At 72.0% G+C, this 21054-nt stretch carries 21 protein-coding genes; 10 read left to right on the forward strand and 11 right to left on the reverse strand.

The genetic code is table 11. The features are described 5' to 3' along the window. Positions 1–98: 98 nt before the first annotated feature. Entirely contained in the window at positions 99–425 is a 327-nt protein-coding gene (locus AB0316_RS13990) for an Lsr2 family protein (protein ID WP_366273625.1), read from the reverse strand. A 198-nt stretch (positions 426–623) separates the two neighbouring features. Continuing rightward, positions 624–851 (reverse strand): hypothetical protein, encoded by a 228-nt coding sequence (locus tag AB0316_RS13995; protein WP_366273626.1) that lies wholly within the window; start codon positions 849–851, stop codon positions 624–626. 71 nt (positions 852–922) lie between these two features. Between AB0316_RS13995 and radA the strand changes: the two genes are divergently transcribed. Genes radA through AB0316_RS14010 form a run of 3 tightly spaced genes read left to right on the forward strand, consistent with a single transcriptional unit; the run spans position 923 to position 4421 of the window. Further along, positions 923–2338 (forward strand): DNA repair protein RadA, encoded by a 1416-nt coding sequence (radA, locus tag AB0316_RS14000; RefSeq protein WP_366273627.1) that lies wholly within the window; start codon positions 923–925, stop codon positions 2336–2338. Positions 2339–2393: 55 nt separating this feature from the next. After that, the gene (gene disA / locus AB0316_RS14005; RefSeq protein ID WP_366273628.1) at positions 2394–3470 is read left to right on the forward strand and encodes a DNA integrity scanning diadenylate cyclase DisA; all 1077 of its coding nucleotides are present in this window, start codon (positions 2394–2396) and stop codon (positions 3468–3470) included. 27 nt (positions 3471–3497) lie between these two features. After that, positions 3498–4421 carry an A/G-specific adenine glycosylase gene (locus AB0316_RS14010; protein ID WP_366273629.1) on the forward strand — a complete coding sequence of 308 codons (924 nt, stop codon included), beginning with the start codon at positions 3498–3500 and terminating at the stop codon, positions 4419–4421. 224 nt (positions 4422–4645) lie between these two features. Here the strand turns inward: AB0316_RS14010 and AB0316_RS14015 are convergent, their stop codons facing one another. Further along, the gene (locus tag AB0316_RS14015; RefSeq protein WP_366273630.1) at positions 4646–5035 is read right to left on the reverse strand and encodes a TIGR03618 family F420-dependent PPOX class oxidoreductase; all 390 of its coding nucleotides are present in this window, start codon (positions 5033–5035) and stop codon (positions 4646–4648) included. A gap of 176 nt (positions 5036–5211) precedes the next feature. Between AB0316_RS14015 and AB0316_RS14020 the strand changes: the two genes are divergently transcribed. The 3 genes from AB0316_RS14020 to AB0316_RS14030 are packed head-to-tail and all read left to right on the forward strand — an operon-like array spanning position 5212 to position 7674. Continuing rightward, the gene (locus AB0316_RS14020) at positions 5212–5931 is read left to right on the forward strand and encodes an ABC-2 family transporter protein (RefSeq protein WP_366273631.1); all 720 of its coding nucleotides are present in this window, start codon (positions 5212–5214) and stop codon (positions 5929–5931) included. After that, the gene (locus AB0316_RS14025) at positions 5924–6745 is read left to right on the forward strand and encodes an ABC-2 family transporter protein (protein WP_366273632.1); all 822 of its coding nucleotides are present in this window, start codon (positions 5924–5926) and stop codon (positions 6743–6745) included. The genes AB0316_RS14020 and AB0316_RS14025 overlap by 8 nt, the downstream gene beginning before the upstream one ends. Continuing rightward, positions 6742–7674: an ATP-binding cassette domain-containing protein gene (locus AB0316_RS14030; RefSeq protein WP_366273633.1), complete on the forward strand. Its 933-nt coding sequence runs from the start codon at positions 6742–6744 to the stop codon at positions 7672–7674. Before AB0316_RS14025 ends, AB0316_RS14030 begins: the two co-directional genes overlap by 4 nt. A gap of 73 nt (positions 7675–7747) precedes the next feature. Here the strand turns inward: AB0316_RS14030 and AB0316_RS14035 are convergent, their stop codons facing one another. Further along, positions 7748–8989, reverse strand: coding sequence for an MFS transporter (locus tag AB0316_RS14035; protein ID WP_366273634.1), 1242 nt, complete (start codon positions 8987–8989; stop codon positions 7748–7750). A gap of 86 nt (positions 8990–9075) precedes the next feature. Between AB0316_RS14035 and AB0316_RS14040 the strand changes: the two genes are divergently transcribed. Continuing rightward, the gene (locus AB0316_RS14040; RefSeq protein WP_366273635.1) at positions 9076–9996 is read left to right on the forward strand and encodes a LysR family transcriptional regulator; all 921 of its coding nucleotides are present in this window, start codon (positions 9076–9078) and stop codon (positions 9994–9996) included. A 20-nt stretch (positions 9997–10016) separates the two neighbouring features. Here the strand turns inward: AB0316_RS14040 and AB0316_RS14045 are convergent, their stop codons facing one another. The 7 genes from AB0316_RS14045 to AB0316_RS14075 form a co-directional block, all read right to left on the reverse strand. Continuing rightward, positions 10017–10523, reverse strand: coding sequence for an amino-acid N-acetyltransferase (locus AB0316_RS14045; protein WP_366273636.1), 507 nt, complete (start codon positions 10521–10523; stop codon positions 10017–10019). After that, on the reverse strand, positions 10520–11785 hold the full coding sequence (locus tag AB0316_RS14050; protein WP_366273637.1) for an LCP family protein: 1266 nt from the start codon (positions 11783–11785) through the stop codon (positions 10520–10522). Before AB0316_RS14050 ends, AB0316_RS14045 begins: the two co-directional genes overlap by 4 nt. 231 nt (positions 11786–12016) lie before the next feature. Beyond that, positions 12017–14629 (reverse strand): ATP-dependent Clp protease ATP-binding subunit, encoded by a 2613-nt coding sequence (locus tag AB0316_RS14055; protein WP_366273638.1) that lies wholly within the window; start codon positions 14627–14629, stop codon positions 12017–12019. A gap of 331 nt (positions 14630–14960) precedes the next feature. Continuing rightward, a complete protein-coding gene (locus AB0316_RS14060) occupies positions 14961–15446 on the reverse strand; it encodes a nucleoside deaminase (RefSeq protein ID WP_366273639.1) in 486 nt (161 codons plus the stop codon). Continuing rightward, positions 15443–16195 carry a class I SAM-dependent methyltransferase gene (locus AB0316_RS14065; RefSeq protein WP_366273640.1) on the reverse strand — a complete coding sequence of 251 codons (753 nt, stop codon included), beginning with the start codon at positions 16193–16195 and terminating at the stop codon, positions 15443–15445. Before AB0316_RS14065 ends, AB0316_RS14060 begins: the two co-directional genes overlap by 4 nt. A gap of 159 nt (positions 16196–16354) precedes the next feature. Continuing rightward, entirely contained in the window at positions 16355–17650 is a 1296-nt protein-coding gene (locus AB0316_RS14070) for an alpha-hydroxy-acid oxidizing protein (RefSeq protein ID WP_366273641.1), read from the reverse strand. Between the two features lie 26 nt (positions 17651–17676). Next, positions 17677–18438 carry a maleylpyruvate isomerase family mycothiol-dependent enzyme gene (locus tag AB0316_RS14075; protein ID WP_366273642.1) on the reverse strand — a complete coding sequence of 254 codons (762 nt, stop codon included), beginning with the start codon at positions 18436–18438 and terminating at the stop codon, positions 17677–17679. 143 nt (positions 18439–18581) lie between these two features. Between AB0316_RS14075 and AB0316_RS14080 the strand changes: the two genes are divergently transcribed. The 3 genes from AB0316_RS14080 (at position 18582) to AB0316_RS14090 (ending at position 20980) form a co-directional block, all read left to right on the forward strand. Further along, entirely contained in the window at positions 18582–19532 is a 951-nt protein-coding gene (locus AB0316_RS14080) for a proline dehydrogenase family protein (protein WP_366273643.1), read from the forward strand. Between the two features lie 37 nt (positions 19533–19569). Beyond that, complete coding sequence (gene proC / locus AB0316_RS14085; protein WP_366273644.1) at positions 19570–20376, forward strand: pyrroline-5-carboxylate reductase; 807 nt, start codon at positions 19570–19572, stop codon at positions 20374–20376. A 76-nt stretch (positions 20377–20452) separates the two neighbouring features. Beyond that, on the forward strand, positions 20453–20980 hold the full coding sequence (locus AB0316_RS14090; protein ID WP_366273645.1) for a GNAT family N-acetyltransferase: 528 nt from the start codon (positions 20453–20455) through the stop codon (positions 20978–20980). Positions 20981–21054: the final 74 nt, after the last annotated feature.

Raw genomic sequence — 21054 nt, forward strand, 5'->3', positions numbered from 1 at the left:
GGGCGTGCTCAGGGCATGCTCGGGGCGTGCTCAGGGCACGCGAAAGGGCCCGGCTCGTGGAGTGCCGGGCCCTTTCGCGGGTGACAGGACGCGACCGGTCAGTGCGCCTTGTCGTAGGCGGCCTGGATCTCGGCGGAGATGCGGCCGCGGTCGGACACGTTGTGCCCGTTGGCACGCGCCCACTCCCGGACTGCGCCGAGGTCGGCCCGCTTGCCACCGCTCGAACGACGGCGCGGGGCGGCCTTTGCCGTGCCTGCACGACGGGCGTGACCGGTCCACGTCGCGAAGTCGTCGCGAAGCTTGCGGGCATTGTCGTCGGACAGGTCGATTTCATACGTGACACCGTCGACGGCGAACGTCACCGTCTCGTCGGCGTTTCCGCCGTCGATGTCGTCGATCAGCACCACTTCGACACGCTGGGCCATGTTTCTCCATCTGAAGTTGTCGATTCCGGAGGGGTGGTCGTGAATGCGAGACCCACGAGCAGGAATCAATTTACAGTGCTCGGCCGAGAAATGCATTTCCATCAAAACAATGGCGAGGCGAAACGGAATCGGCCCTCATCGGACACAGAGGTTTCGGGCAGAAAGATCACATACTGCCGGGCATTTCTGGGCGCGCTGTCAGGCCTGTCCCGAGCTGGACCGAGGTGTCGAGTCCCCGGAATCCGTGCCCGTGCGCGAGGCATTCGTGGCCTCGGTGTCGGCACGGTGCTCTGCATCCCACCGCGCCTGCGCGAGGCGCTCGCGACGGTCGCCCTCGAGGATGCTCTTGATGACGAAGTAGAAGAGCGTGGCGACCCCGATGGTCGGGACCAGCGCGAGCACGTAGGGCATGACCGAGTCCAGCATGCGTTCATTTTCTCACGGGTCGGGCAGCAAGCCGGTGCGGCACTGTCGGCCCCCACCCGTACGGTCATCCCATGGCTACAAGGACCTCGACCCGACGCGCCCCCGGCTTCCGTTGCGCCGAGTGCGGCTGGACCACCGCGAAGTGGGTGGGTCGGTGCGGCGAGTGCCAGGCGTGGGGCACGGTGGCGGAGGTCGGTGGCGCGACCGCCACGCGCACCACGGCCGCCTCGGTGGTGACTCCGGCCCAGCGCATCGCCGAGGTCGACGTCTCGCGTGCCGCGGCCCGTGCCACGGGGGTCCCGGAGTTCGACCGGGTGCTGGGCGGCGGGCTGGTCCCCGGCGCGGTGGTGCTCGTCGCCGGCGAGCCGGGCGTCGGCAAGTCGACCCTGCTGCTCGACGTGGCTGCACGCACGGCCCGCGAGGGTGCCGAGGTGCTCTACGTCAGCGGGGAGGAGTCCGCCGCGCAGGTCCGCACCCGCGCCGAGCGCATCGGGGCCATGGCCGACACCCTCTACCTCGCCGCCGAGACCGACCTGGCCACCGTCCTCGGGCACGTCGAGGCACGGTCTCCCGGGCTGCTCGTCGTCGACTCGGTCCAGACCATCGCGAGCGCCGACGTCGAGGGGCAGGCGGGCAACGTCTCGCAGGTGCGCGAGGTGGCGGGCAGCCTCATCGCGGCTGCCAAGGCCCGCGGCGTCGCGGTGCTCCTCGTCGGCCACGTCACCAAGGACGGCTCCATCGCGGGGCCGCGGGTGCTCGAGCACCTCGTCGACGTCGTCGTCCAGTTCGAGGGCGACCGCCACTCGCGACTGCGGCTCGTGCGCGCCGTCAAGAACCGTTTCGGGCCCACCGACGAGGTGGGCTGCTTCGACCTGTCCGACGTCGGCATCACCGGCCTCGCCGACCCGAGCGGGCTGTTCCTCTCGAGCCGCGACCACGCCGTGCCGGGCACCTGTGTGACCGTCACCCTCGAGGGCCGCCGACCGCTGGTCGCCGAGGTCCAGGCCCTCGTCGCGACGTCCACGCTGCCCTCGCCCCGGCGCACCTCGAGCGGCCTGGACGCCTCCCGCCTCGCCATGATCATCGCCGTCCTCGACAAGCGTGCCGGGGCCCCCGTGGGCTCCCGCGACATCTTCGCGGCCACCGTCGGCGGCGTGCGCATCACCGAGCCGGCGGCCGATCTCGCCATCGTCTGCGCCGTCGCGTCCTCGGTCGTGGACAAGCCGCTCGCCACCGACGTCGTCGCCTTCGGCGAGGTGGGGCTGGCCGGCGAGGTGCGCCGGGTCACCGGCCTCGACCGGCGTCTGGCGGAGGCGGCCCGCCTCGGTTTCCGGCACGCGCTCGTGCCGCCGGGGACGCTTGCCGACTGCTCGGTGCCCGACGGCATACGCGTCGTCGAGGTCGCCGACGTGCCGCGTGCCATCCACGCCATGGGCCGCCTCGCCGGAGGGCAGGCACAGAGCGCGCCCGCCGTCGCCACCGTCTAGACTGCGACCGACCCGGGGTGGACCCCTCAGCGCCCCCATTGCGAACAGGGAAGTGATGGAGCGTAACGACGAGCTGCTGCTGCGAGCAGCCCTCGCCGCGGTGGCGCCGGGCACCGAGCTGCGCGACAGCCTCGAGCGCATCCTCCGGGGACGCACCGGCGCGCTCATAGTGCTCGGCTTCGACCGCGTCGTCGACTCGATCTGCACCGGTGGCTTCGTCCTCGACGTCGAGTTCTCGGCGACCCGCGTGCGCGAGCTGTGCAAGATGGACGGCGCCGTCGTGCTCGACCGCGACGGCACCCGCATCCTGCGCGCCGCCACCCAGCTCGTCCCCGACTCCCGCATCGAGACCACCGAGTCCGGCACGCGCCACCGCACCGCCGAGCGGGTCGCCAAGCAGACCGGCTTCCCCGTCATCTCGGTGAGCCAGTCGATGGGCGTCGTCGCCCTCTATGTCGGCGATCTCCGGCACGTCATCGAGGGCTCACCCACCACGCTGTCACGCGCCGACCAGGCCCTGCAGACCCTCGAGCGCTACAAGGCCCGCCTCGACGAGGTCACCGGCACCCTCTCGGCGCTGGAGATCGAGGACCTCGTCACGATCCGCGACGTCACCGCAGTGCTCCAGCGCCTCGAGATGGTCGGACGCATCTCCGCCGAGATCAAGGACTACGTCGTCGAGCTCGGCACCGACGGGCGCCTGCTCAGCCTCCAGCTCGAGGAGCTCGTGGGCGGCCTGGGCAACGACCGCGAGCTCGTCATCCGCGACTACCTCCCCGCGACGAAGTCCGGGCTCACCGTCGAGGAGGCCCTGGCCAACCTCGAGGCCCTCAACTCTGTCGAGCTGCTCGACCTCGCGGCCGGCGCACGGGCGGTCGGCTTCTCCGTGGTCGGCGACAGCCTGGACGCACCTGTCTCGCCCCAGGGCTACCGGCTGCTCACCAAGGTCCCGCGCCTGCCCGCCGCGATCGTCGACCGCCTCGTCAACCACTTCGAGTCGCTCCAGCGCCTGCTCGCTGCCGGCATCGAGGACCTCATGCTCGTCGAGGGCGTCGGCGAGGGCCGCGCTCGCGCCGTGCGCGAGGGCCTCTCGCGCCTGGCCGAGTCGAGCATCCTCGAGCGCTACGTCTGACCATCCTCCCGCTGACCCTGCCTGCGTATGCCGTCCCGCCCGGTCGCCCGCCCGTCCTCGGTGCCGTCCGGCGTGCCGATCGCCGTGCTTCACGAGCGGGTCAACCAGTGGTACGCCGACGAGGGCCGCAAGCACCTGCCATGGCGTGAGCCCGACTGCAGCCCGTGGGGCGTGTTCCTCTCCGAGGTGATGTCGCAGCAGACGCCCCTGGCCCGGGTCGAGCCGATCTGGCGTGAGTGGATGGCTCGGTGGCCCACGCCCGCGGCCCTCGCGGCCGCCCCGCCCGGTGAGGCGGTGCGGGCCTGGGGGCGGCTGGGCTACCCGCGCCGGGCGCTGCGGCTGCACGAGGCGGCGACCGTCATGGTCGAGCGCCACGACGGGCAGGTGCCGGCGACGCCGGAGGAGCTGCTCGCGCTTCCCGGGGTCGGTGCCTACACGGCGGCAGCCGTCTCGTGCTTCGCGTTCGGGATCCCCGAGGTGGTCGTCGACACCAACGTGCGACGCGTGCTGGCACGCACGCTGGAGGGCAAGGCCTTCCCGCACCTCACGCTCAACCGGGCGGAGGCGCAGCTCGCTGCTGACTCGATGCCGGCCGACCGGGAGAGCGCCAACACCTGGAACGTCGCCGTCATGGAGCTCGGCGCCCTCGTGTGCGTTGCGCGCGGGCCGCGGTGCGACGACTGCCCCGTCGCGGACCTGTGCGCCTGGAACCTCGCCGGCCGTCCGGCATACGACGGGCCGCCACGGCGCGGTCAGTCCTGGCACGGCACCGACCGGCAGGTCCGCGGCGAGCTGCTGCGCCGGCTGCGGGAGGCCCACGCCGAGGTGCCGCTCGGGCGCCTCGAGGACGCGGCCGACGACCGGCTGCAGGTGATGCGCTGCCTCGACTCACTCGTCGCGGACGGGCTCGTCGAGCCGCTGTCCGGCAGCCGCTACCGCCTCCCCGTCTGACGACGCGCCGCCGACCCCGGCTCCTCCCGTCGAAAGCGCGCTGAGTCCCACTCGAAAGCGCACTCATTCCCACTTGAAAGCGCAACTGGTCACGCGCGTCGAGGGACTCCTGGTGCGGGGCGCGCTCTCGAGTGGTGCGGGGTGCGCTCTCGAGTGGTGCGGGGTGCGCTCTCGAGTGGTGCGGGGTGCGCTCTCGAGTGGTGCGGGGTGCGCTCTCGAGTGGGTCAGAGGTTGCCGAGGACGGAGGTGACGTCGACCGCGATGACGACGCGCTCGGGGTTGGGGCGGGGCTGGCGGTAGCGGGCGGCATACCGCTCCACGGCGTCGGCGACCTCTTCGGCGTCGTCGAGCACCCGGGCTGTGCCCTGCAGCGAGAGCCAGTGCCGGCCCTCGACCTGGCACAGCACGGCCGCGCAGCCGGCCGCGGCGTTGCGCGCCTTGCGGCTCGCCCCGCTGGTGATGACGCGCGCGATCGAGCACTCGGCGTCCCACGTGAACCCGACGGGGACGACGTGCGGGGAGCCGTCGGGGCGCAGCGTCGTCAGGGTGGCCAGATGGCGCACCGTCAGGAACTCGAGGGCCTCGGGGGACAGGTCGCGGGGAAGGGTCGCCACGAGCGCCAGAGTAGGTGCCCAGAGGACGCAGCGACATTTCGTTGTACAACCTCTGCTCCGCAGGTAGCGTGCCCCCTTGTGCCTGCCTCCGCCCTACCGTCGTGAGGACCTTCTGGCTGCTCGTTCAAGCGGGCTTCAGGAGGCACTCGACGTACCGCTTGGCGCTGCTGGCGGGCATGACGACCAACTCGGTCTTCGGCCTCATCCGGGCCTCGATCGTCCTGGCCGCCGTCGCGTCGGCCGGCACGGCCATCGGCGGGTACGACGCGCCCACCGCCGTGGCCTTCGTCTGGTGGGGACAGGCCCTGCTCGGCGCCGTCAACCTGTGGGGCTTCCAGGAGATCGGCGAGCGGGTGCGCACCGGCGACATCGCCATCGACTTCCTGCGGCCGCTCGACCCCCAGCTCGCCTACCTCGCAGCGGATCTCGGCCGCGCAGGGATCAACCTCGTGGCCCGTGGCGCGCCCGCCCTGCTCGTCGGGGCGCTGCTGTTCGACATGGCGTGGCCGCCGGGCGCGGCGAGCTGGGTCGCGGGGCTTGTCTCGGTCCTGCTGGCTGTCGTGGTGGCCTTCGCGGGCAGCTTCGTCGTCAACCTCCTCGCGTTCTGGCTCGTAGAGGTGCGTGGCATCCGGATGCTCTACATGATCACCGGCGGCCTGTTGTGCGGGCTCTACCTGCCGGTGCCGTGGTTCCCGGACTGGCTGCGCACCATCGCGCAGTGGTCGCCGTTCCCGTCGATGCTGCAGAACCCCATCGACATCCTCGCTGGACGCGTCGTGGGCGCCGACATCGTGCCGACGCTGGCCGTCCAGGCCTTCTGGGCGGTCGCGCTCGTGGCCCTGGGGCAGGTCGTCATGGGCGCCGGTCGCCGCAAGCTGGAGGTGCAGGGTGGGTGAGTCGCTGACCCTGGCGGAGCGGATGCGCCCCTACCGCGTCCTGCTCGCCTCGCGCGCCCGCGCCCAGACGCGCTACCGCACCTCCTTCGTCACCGACGTGCTCGGCACGCTGGGTGCGGGTCTGGCCGAGCTGGCGGAGGTGTGGGTCATCTTCCACAACGTCAAGGTGCTCGGTGGCCTGGACTTCCCGGCTGCGCTGCTCGTCTTCGCGCTGTCCAACCTCGCCTTCGCCCTCGCCGACATGGTCGTCGGGCACCTCGACCAGCTGCCCAGCTACATCCGGGCCGGGCAGGTCGATGCGTTCTACGTGCGGCCGCTGCCGCTGCTGGCCCAGCTGGCCACGAGCGACCTGTCGCTGCGACGCGTGGGCCGGATGTCGGTGGCTGTCGTGGCGCTCGTCGTGGCGCTGAACACGGCGCCGGTGTCGTGGTCGTGGTCGACCGTCCTGCTGCTCGTGGTCACCGTCATCAGTGGCACCGCGATCTTCGCGGCTCTCTTCACGGCGGCGGGCGGCCTGCAGTTCTTCCTCGTCGACGGCTCGGAGTTCACCAACGCGTTCACCTACGGCGGCTCCTACGCGGCGCAGCAGAGCCAGCAGGTGTTCCCGAACCTGCTGCGGATCTTCTGGATGTTCGTCGTGCCCACGGCGTTCGTCGCCTACCTGCCCACGGTCGCGATCCTCGACCTGCCGGGCGACCATCTCGCGCCGTCGTGGCTGGCGTGGTGCACGCCGGTGGCGGCCCTCTTCGCCTGGTGCCTCGCCGGCCTGTGCTGGCGGCTCGGCACCCGGCACTACCAAGGAGCAGGCGGATGAGCATCATCGAGACGCACGACCTGGTGCGCGACTTCAAGCGGATCCGCGCCGTCGACCGAATGACCTTCTCGGTCGAGCCGGGGGAGGCGGTCGGCTACATCGGCGCCAACGGGGCCGGCAAGTCGACGACGATCAAGATGCTGACCGGCATTCTCAAGCCGACCTCCGGCCACGTGCGCACCTGTGGTTTCGACCCGATGCGCCAGCGGGTCCATGTGGCCCGACGCGTCGGGGTCGTCTTCGGACAGCGCTCTCAGCTGTGGTGGGACCTGCCGTTGCGCGACTCCTTCGAGATCCTCGGGGCGATCCACCGGCTCGACGAGGCCGTCACCCGGGCGCGCACCGACCTGCTCGTCGACCAGCTCGAGATGGGCCCGCAGCTCGGCACCCCGGTGCGCTCGCTGTCGCTGGGCCAGCGCATGCGCGCCGAGATCGCGGCCGCCCTGCTGCACTCGCCCGAGCTGCTCATCCTCGACGAGCCGACCATCGGCCTCGACGTGCTCTCGAAGCAGCGGCTGCGCGAGTTCCTCGTCACCGAGCGGCGCGAACGTGGGACGACCCTGCTCCTCACGACGCACGACATGGGCGACATCGAGCGGCTCTGCGACCGCGTGCTCGTCGTGGACCACGGGCGCCTCGCGTTCGACGGCACGCTGGCGGGCCTGGCGGGGACGGTGGGGGCCCAGCGCGTGCTCGTCCTCGACCTCGCGGGGCCGACGCCCGGCCTGCTCGACGTGCCGGGCGCGAGCCTCTTGGAGAGCGAGTCGGGTGGGCTGCGCCAGCGCCTGGTGTTCGATGCCGAGACGACGACCGTCGCCGCCGTGCTCGCCCACGTCTCCGCCCGTCACCAGGTGCGCGACCTCACCATCGAGGAGCCCGACATCGAGGACGTCGTCCGCCGCATCTACGCAGCCTCCGGCCGCACCTGACGGCGCCACCGTCGAGCCCCGTCGGGTGGACCGAGGCCGTATGCCGTCCCGTGCCTCGCTGCCTCCGTGATGGTCAGCCCTCGGCCGAGGAGCGGGCGAGCAGGCGAGTCGTCGAGATGAGGACCGCCACGAGGACGATGCCGGCGAAGACGACGAGCACGGAGGGCGCCGAGAAGAAGGTGACCGCCACGCCTGCGGCCACGACGGGGACGGTGATGCCGGCGTAGGCGGCCAGGAACATCCCGGCGAGCGTCTCGCCTCGGTGCTCGGGCGACGAGACGGTCGCTGCGGTCGTGATCGCCACGTTGAAGACGAGACCGACACCGGCGCCGGCGATGACACCGGCGGCCGCGAAGACCGGGAGCGAGGTCGTCCACGCCCCGACGGCGACGAGGACGAGCCCCACCGACATGGCGGCCATCCCGGCCCGTAGCCGCTGCGGGACGTCGCGTGAGCCGAGCACCACCTGCGACAGCGTGGAGGCGCCGATGACGCCGAAGACGATCGAGCCGGTCAGCAGCCGCGAGTGCAGGTGCAGCGTGCCGCCGACGAAGCTCGCCGTCAGTGAGGTGAAGACGCCGAGGACCGAGAAGGCAGCAGCCGCTGCCACTGCGGCGGCCGAGAAGTGCGGCCGGGCCTCCGGCTCCACGCTCACCCGCTGCGGACGGTAGGTCGGCCGGGAGGCGGGCCGCTCGACGGTCTCGGGGGCGAGCAGCAGGGCCCCGAAGGCGACGACGAGCAGGACGACCCACACGGCATACGGCACGGTGAGAGGGTGGGGCAGGAACTGCGTCAGGAGCCCGGCGACGAGGGGCCCGAGCGCCAGCCCGCCGGTGTTGACGGCGCCGGCCACGACGGAGGCGAACCGGCCGTCCGAGTCGGGGCGCCCCACCGCGTGCAGCTCGGCCAGGTGGGCCGTGGCGGTCGCCGTCACGGCCCCGATGCCGAGGCCGCAGAGGAAGCGCGCGACGAGCAGGCTGGCGGTGTCCTGGAGCAGGACGAACATGACGGCGCTGACGAGCTCGACGGCCGTGGCGGCGAGCAGCACCGGGCGACGGCCGAGGTAGTCGCTGACGTGGCCGGCGAGGTAGAGGCCCGCCATGACGCCGATGCCGTAGGCGGCGAAGATCAGCGTGATGACGAAGGTGGGGAAGCCGTCGCGCTGCTGGTAGAGCGGGTAGAGCGGCGTGGGCAGCGTCGTGAACGCCATCAGCACGGCGAACGCCCCGACGACGACCCAGAAGCCGCGGCGGTGGCGGCCGCGCGAGGCGGTGTCGTGGGCCGTTCGGGTGGCGGCTCGGCTCGGTGCGGTCATGTTCCCAGCGTGCGCCCGAAACATTGACCATGTCCAACGAGGACTGTCAGTCGCATTCATCGATCCTGCTGATGGATCATGGCGTGGTGGACACCCGACACCTCGAGTACTTCGTCGCCGTCGCCGAGGAGCTCAGCTTCACGCGGGCGGCCGAGCGGCTGCAGGCCGTGCAGTCGACCGTCTCCTCCGGCGTCGCCGTGCTCGAGCGCGAGGTGGGCACGGCCCTGTTCATCCGCTCCACCCGGCACGTGGCTCTGACCCGCGCCGGCAGCGAGCTGTTGCCGCAGGCGCGCACGGTGCTCGAGGTGGTCGACCGGATGCGCTCCGCCGGCGCCCGTGCCACCGGCCGGGTGACCGGGTCCCTGCGGGTCGGCCTGCTGACCAATCTCGAGTCGCTCGGGCTGCCGGCCGTCTTCGGCGCCTTCCACCGGCAGCACCCCGGCGTGGAGCTGTCGATGCGCACCTCGCCCCGCGGCTCGACGGGACTCGTCGACGACGTGCGGCGCTCGCGGGTCGACGTCGCCTTCTGCGGGCTCGCGAGTGAGGAGCTCTCCGGCCTGCACTCGCGGGTCCTCAGGCGTCAGCCGTTCGTCGCCCTCCTGCCCCCGGGCCACCCACTGGTCGGCCAGGAGTCGCTGCGGCTGGCCGACCTGGTCGGCGACGACTTCGTGGACATGCCGGCCGGCTTCGGCAACCGCAAGATCCTGGACGACTGGCTGCGGGACTCGTCGCTGCGCCGTCGGGTGACGCTCGAGGTGCCGGACCTCTCGGCGGTGCCTGCCTACGTCGCAGCAGGCCTCGGCGTCGCCGTGGTGCCCGAGCAGACGGCCGCCTCGGTGCCGGCTGCCGGCACCCCGAGCGTCGGGGACGGGGCAGGCGCCGTCGTGGTGCCGCTCGCCGACCGGCTCGTCTGGGACCTGTCGGTCATCGCCCGCAGCGAGGGACGGTCCCCGGCGGTCGACGCGCTGCTGGCCCATCTGGCGCGCCACCTGCCGACGGCCGCCTGAGAGCAGGGCGCGCCGCCGCGTCAGAGCGTGCGGAGCATCCGTGTGTTGCCGAGGGTGTTGGGCTTGACCCGCTCGAGGTCCAGGAACTCCGCCACGCCCTCGTCGTAGGACCGAAGCAGCTCGGCATAGACGTCGGTGGGCACGGCCTGGCCCTCGATGGCCTCGAAGCCGTGCCGCGTGAAGAAACGGGTCTCGAAGGTGAGGCAGAAGAGGCGTTGGACGCCGAGCTCGCGGGCGTCCTGGACCAGCTCCTCGAGGAGGCGGCCGCCGAGGCCCGTGCCGACCTGATCGGCGGCGACCGCGAGGGTGCGGATCTCGGCGAGGTCCTCCCACATCACGTGCAGGGCGCCGCAGCCGACGATCCGCCCGTCGAGCTCGGCGACCCGGAACTCCTGCAGGCTCTCGAAGTACGTCACGGCGTCCTTGCTGACGAGCACCCGGCGCTCGGCGAGGGGCGCGACGAGGGCCCGGATGCCGCGTACGTCTGCGGTGCGGGCGCGGCGGATGACGGGCGCCGACGTGCTCACGAGAGGTTCCCGTCGCGGAACTGCGCGAAGAGCCGTCGGGCCTCGGCGCCCAGGACGACGATCGACTGCTGCCCGGCCCAGCCGAACGCACCCTTGGCCACGCCGCGCCCGACCTTGAGCGGGCTCAGCTGGTGCAGGCCGGCGGTGAAGGTGAGGATCTGCTCGGCCGAGAGGTTGCTCTTGCCGACCCGGCTGAAGCTCGTCAGCGCAGCCGGGATGGCGATCGGCCCGGCGAGCTTGGCCTTGACGGCGGCGGCGAGGATGACCTCGCCCTGGTGGCGCGAGCGCCCGAAGTCCCCGTCGGGCAGCGTCTTGCGCTCGCGTGCGTAGGCCAGCGCCTGGGCGCCGCTCAGCGTCTGCGGGCCGGCCTTGATGACCATGTTCTTCGCGTGCGAGGCCACGACCGTCTTCGGGATGACGATGGGGATGCCGCCCTGGTCGTCGACGATCTTCTTGAACCCGGTGAAGCCGAGCACGACGTAACCCTCGACCGGCAGCCCGGTCACGTCGCGGACGGTGCGCAGCTGCGCCTGCGGGCCGCCGAAGACCATGGCGGAGTTGATCTTGCCCTTGCCGCCGGTCGACAGCGGCACCCAGAGGTCGCGAGCCATCCCCATGACGCCGCCGCCACCGGCGCCGTCGGTGCCGATCACCTGCAGGACGTCGGCGCGAGTGCGCTCGAGAGGCTGTCCGGGGCGCGCGTCGGAGCCGATCGCGAGCACCCACCGGGGTCCGGTGCCGAGGCTCGGCTTCGCCACGCCGAGCGAGGGCCACCAGCCGCCGACGACCTTCCACCTCGGCCCGACGGCGAGGGTCACGTCGTCGCCGGCCGTGACGACCGCGACCGGGGTGCCCATCCAGTCGCCCACCTTCGCGATCGCCTGTACCCCGCCGGTCGCGGGCTTGCGCGCCTGGAGCGCCTTCGCCGCCGTGGGAGAGGCCGTATGCGTGAGGTCGCCTCCCGCGTACACGGTGGACACGAGCGCGGCCAGCGGCGCCGGCGCCCCGCTCACCCGGACGCCGGAGGCCGCGGTTGTGGCGCCGCTCCCGGTCGGGTCGGAGGTGGAGCCCGTCGTCGAACCGGACCGGCCCGCGGGGGCCGAGGGCTCCGAGGTGCAGGCCGCGAGGGCGACGCTCACTGCCACGCCCACGGCCAGGGCGCGGCCTGCCGTGCCGGCGTGCGGCAGCCGTGGCAGTCGCACGCGTCCGGGCTGGGGGGTGGGCGCGTGCACGGGATCGACGGGGCGGCGCGGGGAGGTCACCGGGACACGGTAGACGACGGGCACCGAGGCGGCAGGACCATCCCGCGCGCCCGTCCGCACACCTGGCTCAGCCACCCGGCATACGGCGTACAGCATCCCGATGCGACGCGCGGCCTTGCCAGGGGACACCGCAGTCGCCGCAAGCCTCCCCGGCACGCCGAAGGGGCCGGGGACGGTGGTCCCCGACCCCTTCGGTCGGTCAGTGAGGCGGTGACGGAAGGCTGCCTCGGGTCAGCGCTCGGAGCCGAGCCCCGACTCCGGGAAGACCTGGTCATCCGGGACGGCCGGGCCGGCGGTCACGTTGACCCCGAGTGCCTCGTCGAGGGCAGGGCCCTCGGGAAGCTCGGCGAGGTCGTCGGCCGGGCGGTGGCTGTCGGGCCGGGCCATGTTGGAGAAGGTGAACTTCTCCTCCTTGCCCTCGCCCTCGGTGCCGACCTTGATGTACTGGCCGGACGTGAACTCGGCGAAGAGGATCTTCTCCGACAGGGCGTCCTCGATCTCGCGCTGGATGGTGCGGCGCAGCGGACGCGCACCGAGGACGGGGTCGTAGCCCTTCTTGGCGAGCAGGTCCTTGGCCGCGGGCGTGAGCTCGATGCCCATGTCCTTGTCCTTGAGCCGCTTGTCGAGCTTGGCGATCTCGAGGTCGACGATCTGCGTGATCTCCTCACGGTTGAGGTGCGGGAACACGATCGTGTCGTCGACGCGGTTGAGGAACTCGGGCCGGAAGTGCTGCTTGAGCTCGTCGGTGACCTTCGCCTTCATCCGCTCGTAGTCCGAGCGGCTGTCGGGTCCGGCCGAGAAGCCCATGTTGGCCTTGGAGATGTCCCGCGTGCCGAGGTTGGTCGTCATGATGATAACGGTGTTCTTGAAGTCGACCATCCGACCCTGGGAGTCGGTGAGGCGGCCGTCCTCGAGCACCTGCAGCAGGGAGTTGAAGATCTCCGGGTGGGCCTTCTCGACCTCGTCGAAGAGCACGACGGAGAACGGCTTGCGGCGCACCTTCTCGGTGAGCTGGCCGCCCTCCTCGTAGCCGACGTAGCCGGGAGGCGAGCCGAAGAGGCGGCTGACCGTGTGCTTCTCGGAGTACTCGGACATGTCGAGCTGGATCAGGGCGTCCTCGCTGCCGAAGAGGAACTCGGCGAGCGTCTTGGCCAGCTCGGTCTTACCGACACCGGTGGGGCCGGCGAAGATGAACGAGCCACCGGGACGGCGCGGGTCCTTCAGGCCGGCACGGGTGCGGCGGATCGCCTGCGACAGCGCCTTGACGGCGTCGTCCATGCCGACGATGCGCTTGTGCAGCTCGTCCTCCATGTTGAGCAGCCGGCTGGACTCCTCCTCGGTCAGCTTGAACACCGGGATGCCGGTGCTGGCCGCCAGGACCTCGGCGATGAGCTCCTCGTCGACCTCCGCCACGACGTCCATGTCGCCCGACTTCCACTGGGCCTCACGGGCGGCCTTCTCCTGGCGCAGGCGCTTCTCATCGTCGCGGACACGCGCCGCGCGCTCGAAGTCCTGGCCGTCGATGGCCGACTCCTTCTCGCGCACGAGCGCGGCGATCTTGTCGTCGAACTCGCGCAGGTCCGGCGGAGCGGTCATGCGGCGGATGCGCAGTCGGGCGCCGGCCTCGTCGATCAGGTCGATGGCCTTGTCGGGCAGGAAGCGGTCGTTGACGTAGCGGTCGGCCATGTTGGCGGCCGCCACGAGCGCGCCGTCGGTGATCGTCACGCGGTGGTGTGCCTCGTAGCGGTCACGCAGACCCTTGAGGATCTCGATGGCGTGCGGCAGCGTCGGCTCCTGCACCTGGATCGGCTGGAAGCGCCGCTCGAGGGCCGAGTCCTTCTCGATGTGCTTGCGGTACTCGTCGAGCGTCGTCGCGCCGATGGTCTGCAGCTCGCCGCGGGCGAGCATCGGCTTGAGGATGCTCGCGGCGTCGATGGCGCCCTCGGCGGCACCCGCACCGACGAGTGTGTGGATCTCGTCGATGAAGATGATGATGTCGCCCCGGGTGCGGATCTCCTTGAGGACCTTCTTCAGCCGCTCCTCGAAGTCACCGCGGTAGCGGCTGCCGGCCACGAGCGAGCCGAGGTCGAGGGTGTAGAGCTGCTTGTCCTTGAGCGTCTCGGGCACCTCGCCCTTGACGATGTCCTGGGCCAGGCCCTCGACGACGGCGGTCTTGCCGACGCCGGGCTCGCCGATGAGGACGGGGTTGTTCTTCGTGCGGCGCGAGAGCACCTGCATGACTCGCTCGATCTCTTTCGCGCGCCCGATCACCGGGTCGAGCTTGCCCTCGCGGGCCGCCTGCGTGAGGTTGCGACCGAACTGGTCGAGCACGAGGGAGCCCGCCGGGGTGCCCTCGGCCTGGCCCGGGCCGACGCCCGCGCCGGCCTTCTCGCCGCTCTGCCCGCCCTGGTAGCCGGAGAGCAGCTGGATGACCTGCTGGCGGACCTTGTTCAGCTCCGCGCCGAGCTTGACGAGGACCTGGGCGGCGACGCCCTCGCCCTCGCGGATCAGGCCGAGCAGGATGTGCTCGGTGCCGATGTAGCTGTGGCCGAGCTGGAGAGCCTCACGCAGGGAGTACTCGAGGACCTTCTTCGCGCGCGGCGTGAAAGGTATGTGGCCGGTCGGGGCCTGCTGCCCCTGGCCGATGATCTCCTGGACCTGGGCCCGGACCGCTTCGAGCGAGATGTCGAGCGATTCGAGGGCCTTCGCGGCGACGCCTTCGCCTTCGTGGATCAGACCCAGGAGGATGTGCTCGGTCCCGATGTAGTTGTGGTTGAGCAGGCGCGCTTCCTCCTGAGCGAGGACAACCACCCTTCGGGCCCTGTCGGTGAACCGTTCGAACATGTTCTTCTCCTGACTGATCGAGAGACATCTCGATGCTATCCGTGCCCGCTGTCAGCGAGCACACCCCGACCAACGTGGGCTGTCGCGTTCCTGTTCCCGATCCTGAGTCCGATCGACTCAGGTTCTGCCCGTGTTCGCCGTGGGCGGACACGTGCGCCTGCGGCGCGTCGTCCTCTTTGTCGTGTGCGGGTTGCGTACCCGGCGTCTCCGGTGCCCATGCGGGCGCGTCCCACAAGGGTGGACAAGGGCGGCGTGACGAGCGCTGCTGAAGCGGGTCGGGCGTGGGTCCTGAGGCGCTGTCACGCCCGGGGTCGTATGCCGTGTGGCCGGCTCAGGGGTGGCCGTGGGCGAAGCGGCGGTGGAGCTCGCGAACCTCGTCCTCGAGCTCGGGGGCCGGGCCGTCGACAAGCACTCCCGGCACGATCTCGCGGATCGGCAGTGGGGCGACCGGGCTCGGGGGGACGCCCCACGACGAGTGCCACGCGGTCAGCTGTGCCGAGCTCGCGGCATACGCGATCCGGCCCAACCCCACCCACCCATGGGCGGCCGCGCACATGGGGCAGTGCTCGCCCGAGGTGTACACGGTGGCGGCCGCACGCTCGTCCGCCGTGAGGTTGGCGCCCGCCCAGCGGGCGATGGCGAACTCGGGGTGCTGCGTCGCCTCGAGCGCGACGACGTGGTTGTGGTCCTCGAAGAGCACCACCCCCTCACCCGAGACGAGGACCGAGCCGAACGGCTCGTCACCGTGTTCCAGGGCCCGGCGCGCGAGCTCGACGGCGCGGCGCAGGTGCTCGAGGTCGGTGGCGTCGAGGCTCATGCGACCCTCCCTGTGACGAGGGCGAAGGTGACGAAGGCGCCGCCGTCGGCCTCGAGCATGCCTTGGACCGGGGAGGATGCCTGGCCCTTGAGCTCCATGACGGCACGCTCCCACAGCAGCCAGTTGGCGCACCCGTCCGGTTGGCTCCGCGCGGTGACCTTGGCGAAGGCGCGGCTGAACTCCCACTGGCTGCGCAGCCACTCCGTCGTGTGCCAGGCGGCCGACTCCGCGCCCACGACGCGGTCGATGTGCTCGGGGATCTCGCCGAGCTCGCGCACCTCGGTGGTGAGGGCAGGCGTCGCGACGCCGAGCTGCCCACCGGGCCGCAGGAAGGTGGCGAGGTAGGGCGGGTAGTGGTCGCCCGTGCCGAAGTACTCCCACGCGTCGATGCTGACGATGGCGTCGAACGAGGCGCGGCCGAAGGGCAGGGCGTGGGCGTCGACGCGCATGGCGAGCACCCGGTCGTCGACCTCCTCCTTGCGGAAGACGGCGGCAGCCGCAGTGGGGTCGACCCACAGGTCCGCGGCGACGACGTGCACGCCGTACTCCTTGGCGAGGAACACCGAGGTGGCGCCGAGGCCGGAGCCGAGGTCGAGCACGCGCATGCCGGGGCGCAGGTCGAGGTCGGCGGCGAGGTCCTCGAGCAGCCACAGCGGGTGCGGCCCCATGTCGAGGTCGACGAGCCACCGCGCGTCGTACTTCGACGACTTCGGGTAGCCGTCGCGGGCCAGGTGGTCGAGCGCAGGCATGTCTCGATCCTGCGGGACGCGCAGGCGTGCCGTCGACCCGTCCCACGTGTCGGGAGGGCCACTCGTGGCCTCTCGACCGCTCGGCAGGGGCCGTTCGTGCCCTCTCGACCGCTCGGCAGGGGCCGTTCGTGGCCTCTCGACGGTTGAGGAGCGGGTGGGTCAGGGGGTGGGGGCGGGGACGAGGCGGTCGGGCGTGAGGTCGGCGAGGGACGTGCAGCCGGTCAGCGCCAGCTGCAGGTCGAGCTCGGCGCGCAGGTTGCGCAGCACCTCCGAGACGCCCTCGGCACCCGCGAGCGCGAGGCCGTAGACGTGTGGGCGGCCGATGCCGACGGCGGTGGCGCCCAGGCACAGCGCGACGAACGCGTCTGCCCCGCAGCGGATCCCGCTGTCGAAGAGGACCGGCACCTGCGACCCGGCTCCGCGCACCGCGTCGACGACGCCGGGCAGGGCGTCGAGGGCGGCGACCGACCGGTCGACCTGCCGCCCGCCGTGGTTCGACACGTAGATGCCGTCCACCCCGGCGTCCACGGCTCGGCGCGCGTCGTCGGGGTGCAGGATCCCCTTGAGCACGATCGGCAGCCGGGTCATCTCGCGCAGCCGGGGCAGGTCGGCCCAGGTGAGCGAGGGCCGGCTGAACACGTCGAGGAACGTCTCGACGGCCGCGCGCGGCTCCGGCGCCCGCAGGTTGTGCCGCAGGTCGCCGGGGTGGTTCCGACTCATCGACAGCAGCGTCGACACCGCCGCCGGCGTCGGACGAGGAGATGCGGCATCGCCCGGGCCGGCGGCCACCCGCTCGGCGACGAGCCGCCGGAACACCGGGTCGGAGGTGTACTGCGCGATGCCCTCCCCGCGGGCGAACGGCAGGTGCCCCAGGTCGAGGTCGCGGGGCCGCCAGCCGAGGTATGCCGTGTCGAGCGTGACGACGACCGCCTCGCTCCCGCACGCCTCGGCCCGCGAGACGAGGCTCTCGACGAGGTCGTCGTCGCTGCTCCAGTAGAGCTGGTACCAGTGCCCCGCCCCGGCGAGGGCGCGGGCGACCTCCTCCATCGGGACGGAGGCCTGGGTGCTGAGGATCGGGGTCACCCCCTGCTCTCTGGCGGCTCGCGCGACGGCGAGGTCGGCCTCGTCGTGAGCCATCGACAGCACCCCGATCGGGGCGACGAGGAAGGGGCTGTCGTGGCGGCGCCCGAAGAGCTCGACGGAGGTGTCCCGCTCGGTCGTGTCGACGAGCAGCCGCGGCACGACGCGCCACCGGGCGAAGGCCGCCGTGTTGGCGTCCGCACCGGCCTCGGACCCTGCCGCGCCGGCCACGTAGGCGAAGCCGCGCCTCGACATCACCTTGCGGGCAGCGGCCTCGAGGCGGGTGCCGTCGGTGGGCACTTCCGGCCGGCGGCCGAACGCTCCTGCGCGGTAGATCGCCGACTGCGCGATCCGGCCGAAGCCGCCCCACGGCATACGTCCTCCTCCGGTTTTCACGTCGGCTACCACGTCACCGACACCGACCTCCGCCACCAGGCCTCGAGGTCGCCGGCGGGCTCGGCTGCGGCGCGGTTCCACAGTCGCAGGTAGAGCTCGACCGCGGACCCTGCGAGCACGTGGTCGAGGTCCTCGTTCAGGTCGGCTGTCGTACGCGTGGTCGTCGCCCGGCCGTCGGCCTCGATGGAGACGAGCCAGGCCACTGCGGCACCGTCCGGTCGCACGAGCACCCGTGCGGCGCCGCCCGGGGGAGGGGTGAGCGGGCGGCGCGGCACGAAGCCCACGAGCAGCTCGTCGATGCCGTCGAGCGCGATGGCCGGTCGGATCCACGTCTCCTCGGGCCGGGCCGTCCGGTGCAGGCGGGCACCCAGCGCGTCGACCGCATGAACCGTCGTCTCGTGGCACTGCCGCCTGGTCCAGAAGCGCCGCGGCGCGGGTGCGTCGCGCAGGAACACGAGCGCCTCGAGGTCGTCGGGGGCATCGACGATGGCCTGCAGAAGGCCGGTGGCGCCCACGTCGAACCAGTCGAGCAGGTCCGGCGCCTCGTGTCCCTCGCGCTCGAAGGCCTCGGGCGGCGCCGGAGCGCCGCGCAGGTGGCCGGCCGCCCAGCGGTGAACCATCCCGAGGTGCACCACGAGGTCGCGCACGCCCCACTCGGGGCAGGTCGGGACCCGCGCGTCCAGGCCAGAGGCCATCGCGTTGGCGCGCAACACGGTCGACGCGGCGCCGAGCGCCTCGCCGAGCTCGTCCAGGGTGGGCTGGTCCATGGCAGCGAGTGTGCCGTATGCGCGCCGGCTGCGACCCGCGCGGCGCTGGCACGGAGTGCGCGGCGGTAGATTTGCCCGGCGGGCGCCCGACCACCGTCGGCCGCCCCCTCCCAGACCCCTACCGCGCACCCCCGGAGGCCCCCGTGGACGCCAGCGACCTGCTGCGCAACTCCCTCCTGCAGCTGTCCAAGCAGGAGCGGATCCGAGACGTCATCGAGAAGGCGCCGGTGTCCCGCTCCGTCGTGCGCCGGTTCGTCCCCGGGGCCGAGCGCGCCGACGTCGTCTCCGCCGCGACCGAGATCGCCGCGTCCGGGCGCCTGTCGACGATCGACTACCTCGGCGAGGACACCACCGACCTCGCGCAGGCGCAGCACACGCGCGACGCGTACGTCTCCCTGCTGACCGCCCTGCGCGACCAGGGGCTCACCGAGGGCGGCACCGTCGAGGTCTCCCTCAAGCTGAGTGCGCTGGGACAGGCGCTGCCCGGCGACGGCAACAAGATCGCTCTCGACCACGCCCGCGAGATCTGCGACCTCGCGCAGCAGGCCGGCACCACCGTGACCCTCGACATGGAGGACCACACGACGACCGACCTCACGCTGGAGGCCCTGCGCGAGCTGCGCGCCGACTTCCCCTTCGTCGGGGCGGTGCTGCAGGCCTACCTCTACCGCACCGAAGCGGACTGCCGCGACCTCGCCTACGCCGGCTCCCGCGTGCGCCTGTGCAAGGGCGCCTACAAGGAGCCGGAGTCGGTCGCCTTCCAGAACGGCGCCGAGGTCGACAAGTCCTACGTGCGCTGCCTCAAGGTCCTCATGCAGGGCGAGGGCTACCCGATGGTCGCCTCGCACGACCCGCGACTGATCGAGATCGCCGGGGCGCTCGCAGGCCAGGCCGGGCGCGACCCGAAGTCGTTCGAGTACCAGATGCTCTACGGCATCCGGCCCGAGGAGCAGAAGCGCATCGCCGACCGCGGCGACCAGATGCGCGTCTACATCCCCTACGGGCAGGAGTGGTACGGCTACCTCATGCGCCGCATGGCGGAGAAGCCGGCCAACGTCATGTTCTTCCTGCGCGGCGTCGCGACCAAGAGCTGACACCCGAGGGACACCACCAGGCGATGGGAGCCACCCGATGACGACGACGGCCATCTTCGGTGCAGGGGTGATGGGCGAGACGCTCGTCTCCGGGCTGATCCGGGCCGGGCGCGCCCCGGGTGACCTCGTCGTCACCGGGCGCACCCCCGACAAGGTCAACGCCCTGGCGGAGCGCTACGGCGTGCGCGCGCTGCCCAACACCGAGGCCGCCGACGTGGCCGACACCCTCGTGCTCTGCGTCAAGCCACAGGACATGGGCGCCCTGCTCGAGGAGATCCACCACCACGTGGCGCAGGGCAATGCCGTGGTCTCGCTCGCGGCCGGCATCACGACCGAGTTCATCGAGTCACGCCTGCCCGGCGGCACGTCGGTCATCCGCGTCATGCCCAACACCCCCGCGCTGGTCGATCAGGGCATGGCCGGCATCTCGCCCGGCACCCACTGCACCGACGAGCACCTCGCCGAGGCCGAGGCGCTGCTCAGCTCCTGCGGCAAGGTCGTGCGGCTGCCCGAGAAGCACCTCGACGCCGTCACCGCGATCTCCGGCAGCGGCCCCGCCTACATCTTCTACGTCGTCGAGGCGATGATCGAGGCCGGCGTCGTGCTCGGCCTGCCCCGGGCCACCTCCACCGAGCTCGTAGTCCAGACCCTCTACGGCGCGGCGACCATGCTCAAGGAGACCAGGGAGCACCCGACGGTGCTGCGCGAGCAGGTGAGCTCGCCCGGCGGCACGACCGTGGCCGCCCTGCGGCAGCTCGACGATCACAAGGTCCGCGCCGCGTTCGTCACCGCAATGGAGGCCGCCGCGGCCCGGTCCAAGGAACTGGCTTCCGGGCAGGCCTGACTCCCAGGGGCTCTCGTCCCCGATGTTCACCCGCCTGCGGATGCAGTTCCGGCGCCGGTCGTGCGATGGTGTCCCCATGAGCGAGATCACCGTGCGTCCCCTCGGCGAGGACGACTGGGCGGACTACCGTTCCGTCCGGCTCGCCGCACTGCGTGAGTCGCCCGAGGCGTTTGCGGCCACGGCCGAGCAGGAGGAGGCCTATGACGAGGCCTTCTGGCGGGCGCGCATGCAGCGCTCCGCCCGGCTCGTCGCCGAGCGCGGGGGTGAGGCCGTCGGCGTCGTGAGCGTCGGCACCGCCAAGAACAGCGACGTGCCGGCGGGCGAGCTCTTCGGCCTGTGGGTGCGTCCCGAGGCACGCGGCTCCGGCGTCGCGACCCGCCTCGTCGAGAACGGCGCGTCCCTGGCCGCCAAGCGCGGGCAGACCCACCTCGTCTACTGGGTCGGCACCGAGAACGGCCGGGCCGTCGCCTTCGCGAGCGGCATGGGCTTCCGGCCCACCGACTACCGCCGCCCGATGGGCGTGGTCAGCGAGGAGGACGGCGAGGAGGAGGTCGCGATGGTCCTGCCGCTCGGCAGCGACGCCGACCTCTCACTGCGCCTCTGAGCCGCTCCCACCGGGACGGATGACTCACCTTCCCGCTGTGGCCACCTGCGGCTGAGCACGGCAGCGGCGTCCGT

The sequence above is a fragment of the Terrabacter sp. NPDC080008 genome (assembly GCF_040702505.1).
In the GTDB taxonomy this organism is placed as follows: Bacteria; Actinomycetota; Actinomycetes; order Actinomycetales; family Dermatophilaceae; genus Terrabacter.

Bases quoted from the DNA above. Each gene is read 5' to 3' on its own strand.
- AB0316_RS14020 (WP_366273631.1), top strand. From the start codon at position 5,212: ATGACGACCAACTCGGTCTTCGGCCTCATCCGGGCCTCGATCGTCCTG.
- AB0316_RS14075 (WP_366273642.1), bottom strand. From the start codon at position 18,438: ATGGACCAGCCCACCCTGGACGAGCTCGGCGAGGCGCTCGGCGCCGCG.
- AB0316_RS14030 (WP_366273633.1), top strand. From the start codon at position 6,742: ATGAGCATCATCGAGACGCACGACCTGGTGCGCGACTTCAAGCGGATC.
- AB0316_RS14055 (WP_366273638.1), bottom strand. From the start codon at position 14,629: ATGTTCGAACGGTTCACCGACAGGGCCCGAAGGGTGGTTGTCCTCGCT.
- proC (WP_366273644.1), top strand. From the start codon at position 19,570: ATGACGACGACGGCCATCTTCGGTGCAGGGGTGATGGGCGAGACGCTC.
- disA (WP_366273628.1), top strand. From the start codon at position 2,394: ATGGAGCGTAACGACGAGCTGCTGCTGCGAGCAGCCCTCGCCGCGGTG.
- radA (WP_366273627.1), top strand. From the start codon at position 923: ATGGCTACAAGGACCTCGACCCGACGCGCCCCCGGCTTCCGTTGCGCC.
- AB0316_RS14035 (WP_366273634.1), bottom strand. From the start codon at position 8,989: ATGACCGCACCGAGCCGAGCCGCCACCCGAACGGCCCACGACACCGCC.
- AB0316_RS14065 (WP_366273640.1), bottom strand. From the start codon at position 16,195: ATGCCTGCGCTCGACCACCTGGCCCGCGACGGCTACCCGAAGTCGTCG.
- AB0316_RS13995 (WP_366273626.1), bottom strand. From the start codon at position 851: ATGCTGGACTCGGTCATGCCCTACGTGCTCGCGCTGGTCCCGACCATC.
- AB0316_RS14090 (WP_366273645.1), top strand. From the start codon at position 20,453: ATGAGCGAGATCACCGTGCGTCCCCTCGGCGAGGACGACTGGGCGGAC.
- AB0316_RS14010 (WP_366273629.1), top strand. From the start codon at position 3,498: ATGCCGTCCCGCCCGGTCGCCCGCCCGTCCTCGGTGCCGTCCGGCGTG.
- AB0316_RS13990 (WP_366273625.1), bottom strand. From the start codon at position 425: ATGGCCCAGCGTGTCGAAGTGGTGCTGATCGACGACATCGACGGCGGA.
- AB0316_RS14070 (WP_366273641.1), bottom strand. From the start codon at position 17,650: ATGCCGTGGGGCGGCTTCGGCCGGATCGCGCAGTCGGCGATCTACCGC.
- AB0316_RS14060 (WP_366273639.1), bottom strand. From the start codon at position 15,446: ATGAGCCTCGACGCCACCGACCTCGAGCACCTGCGCCGCGCCGTCGAG.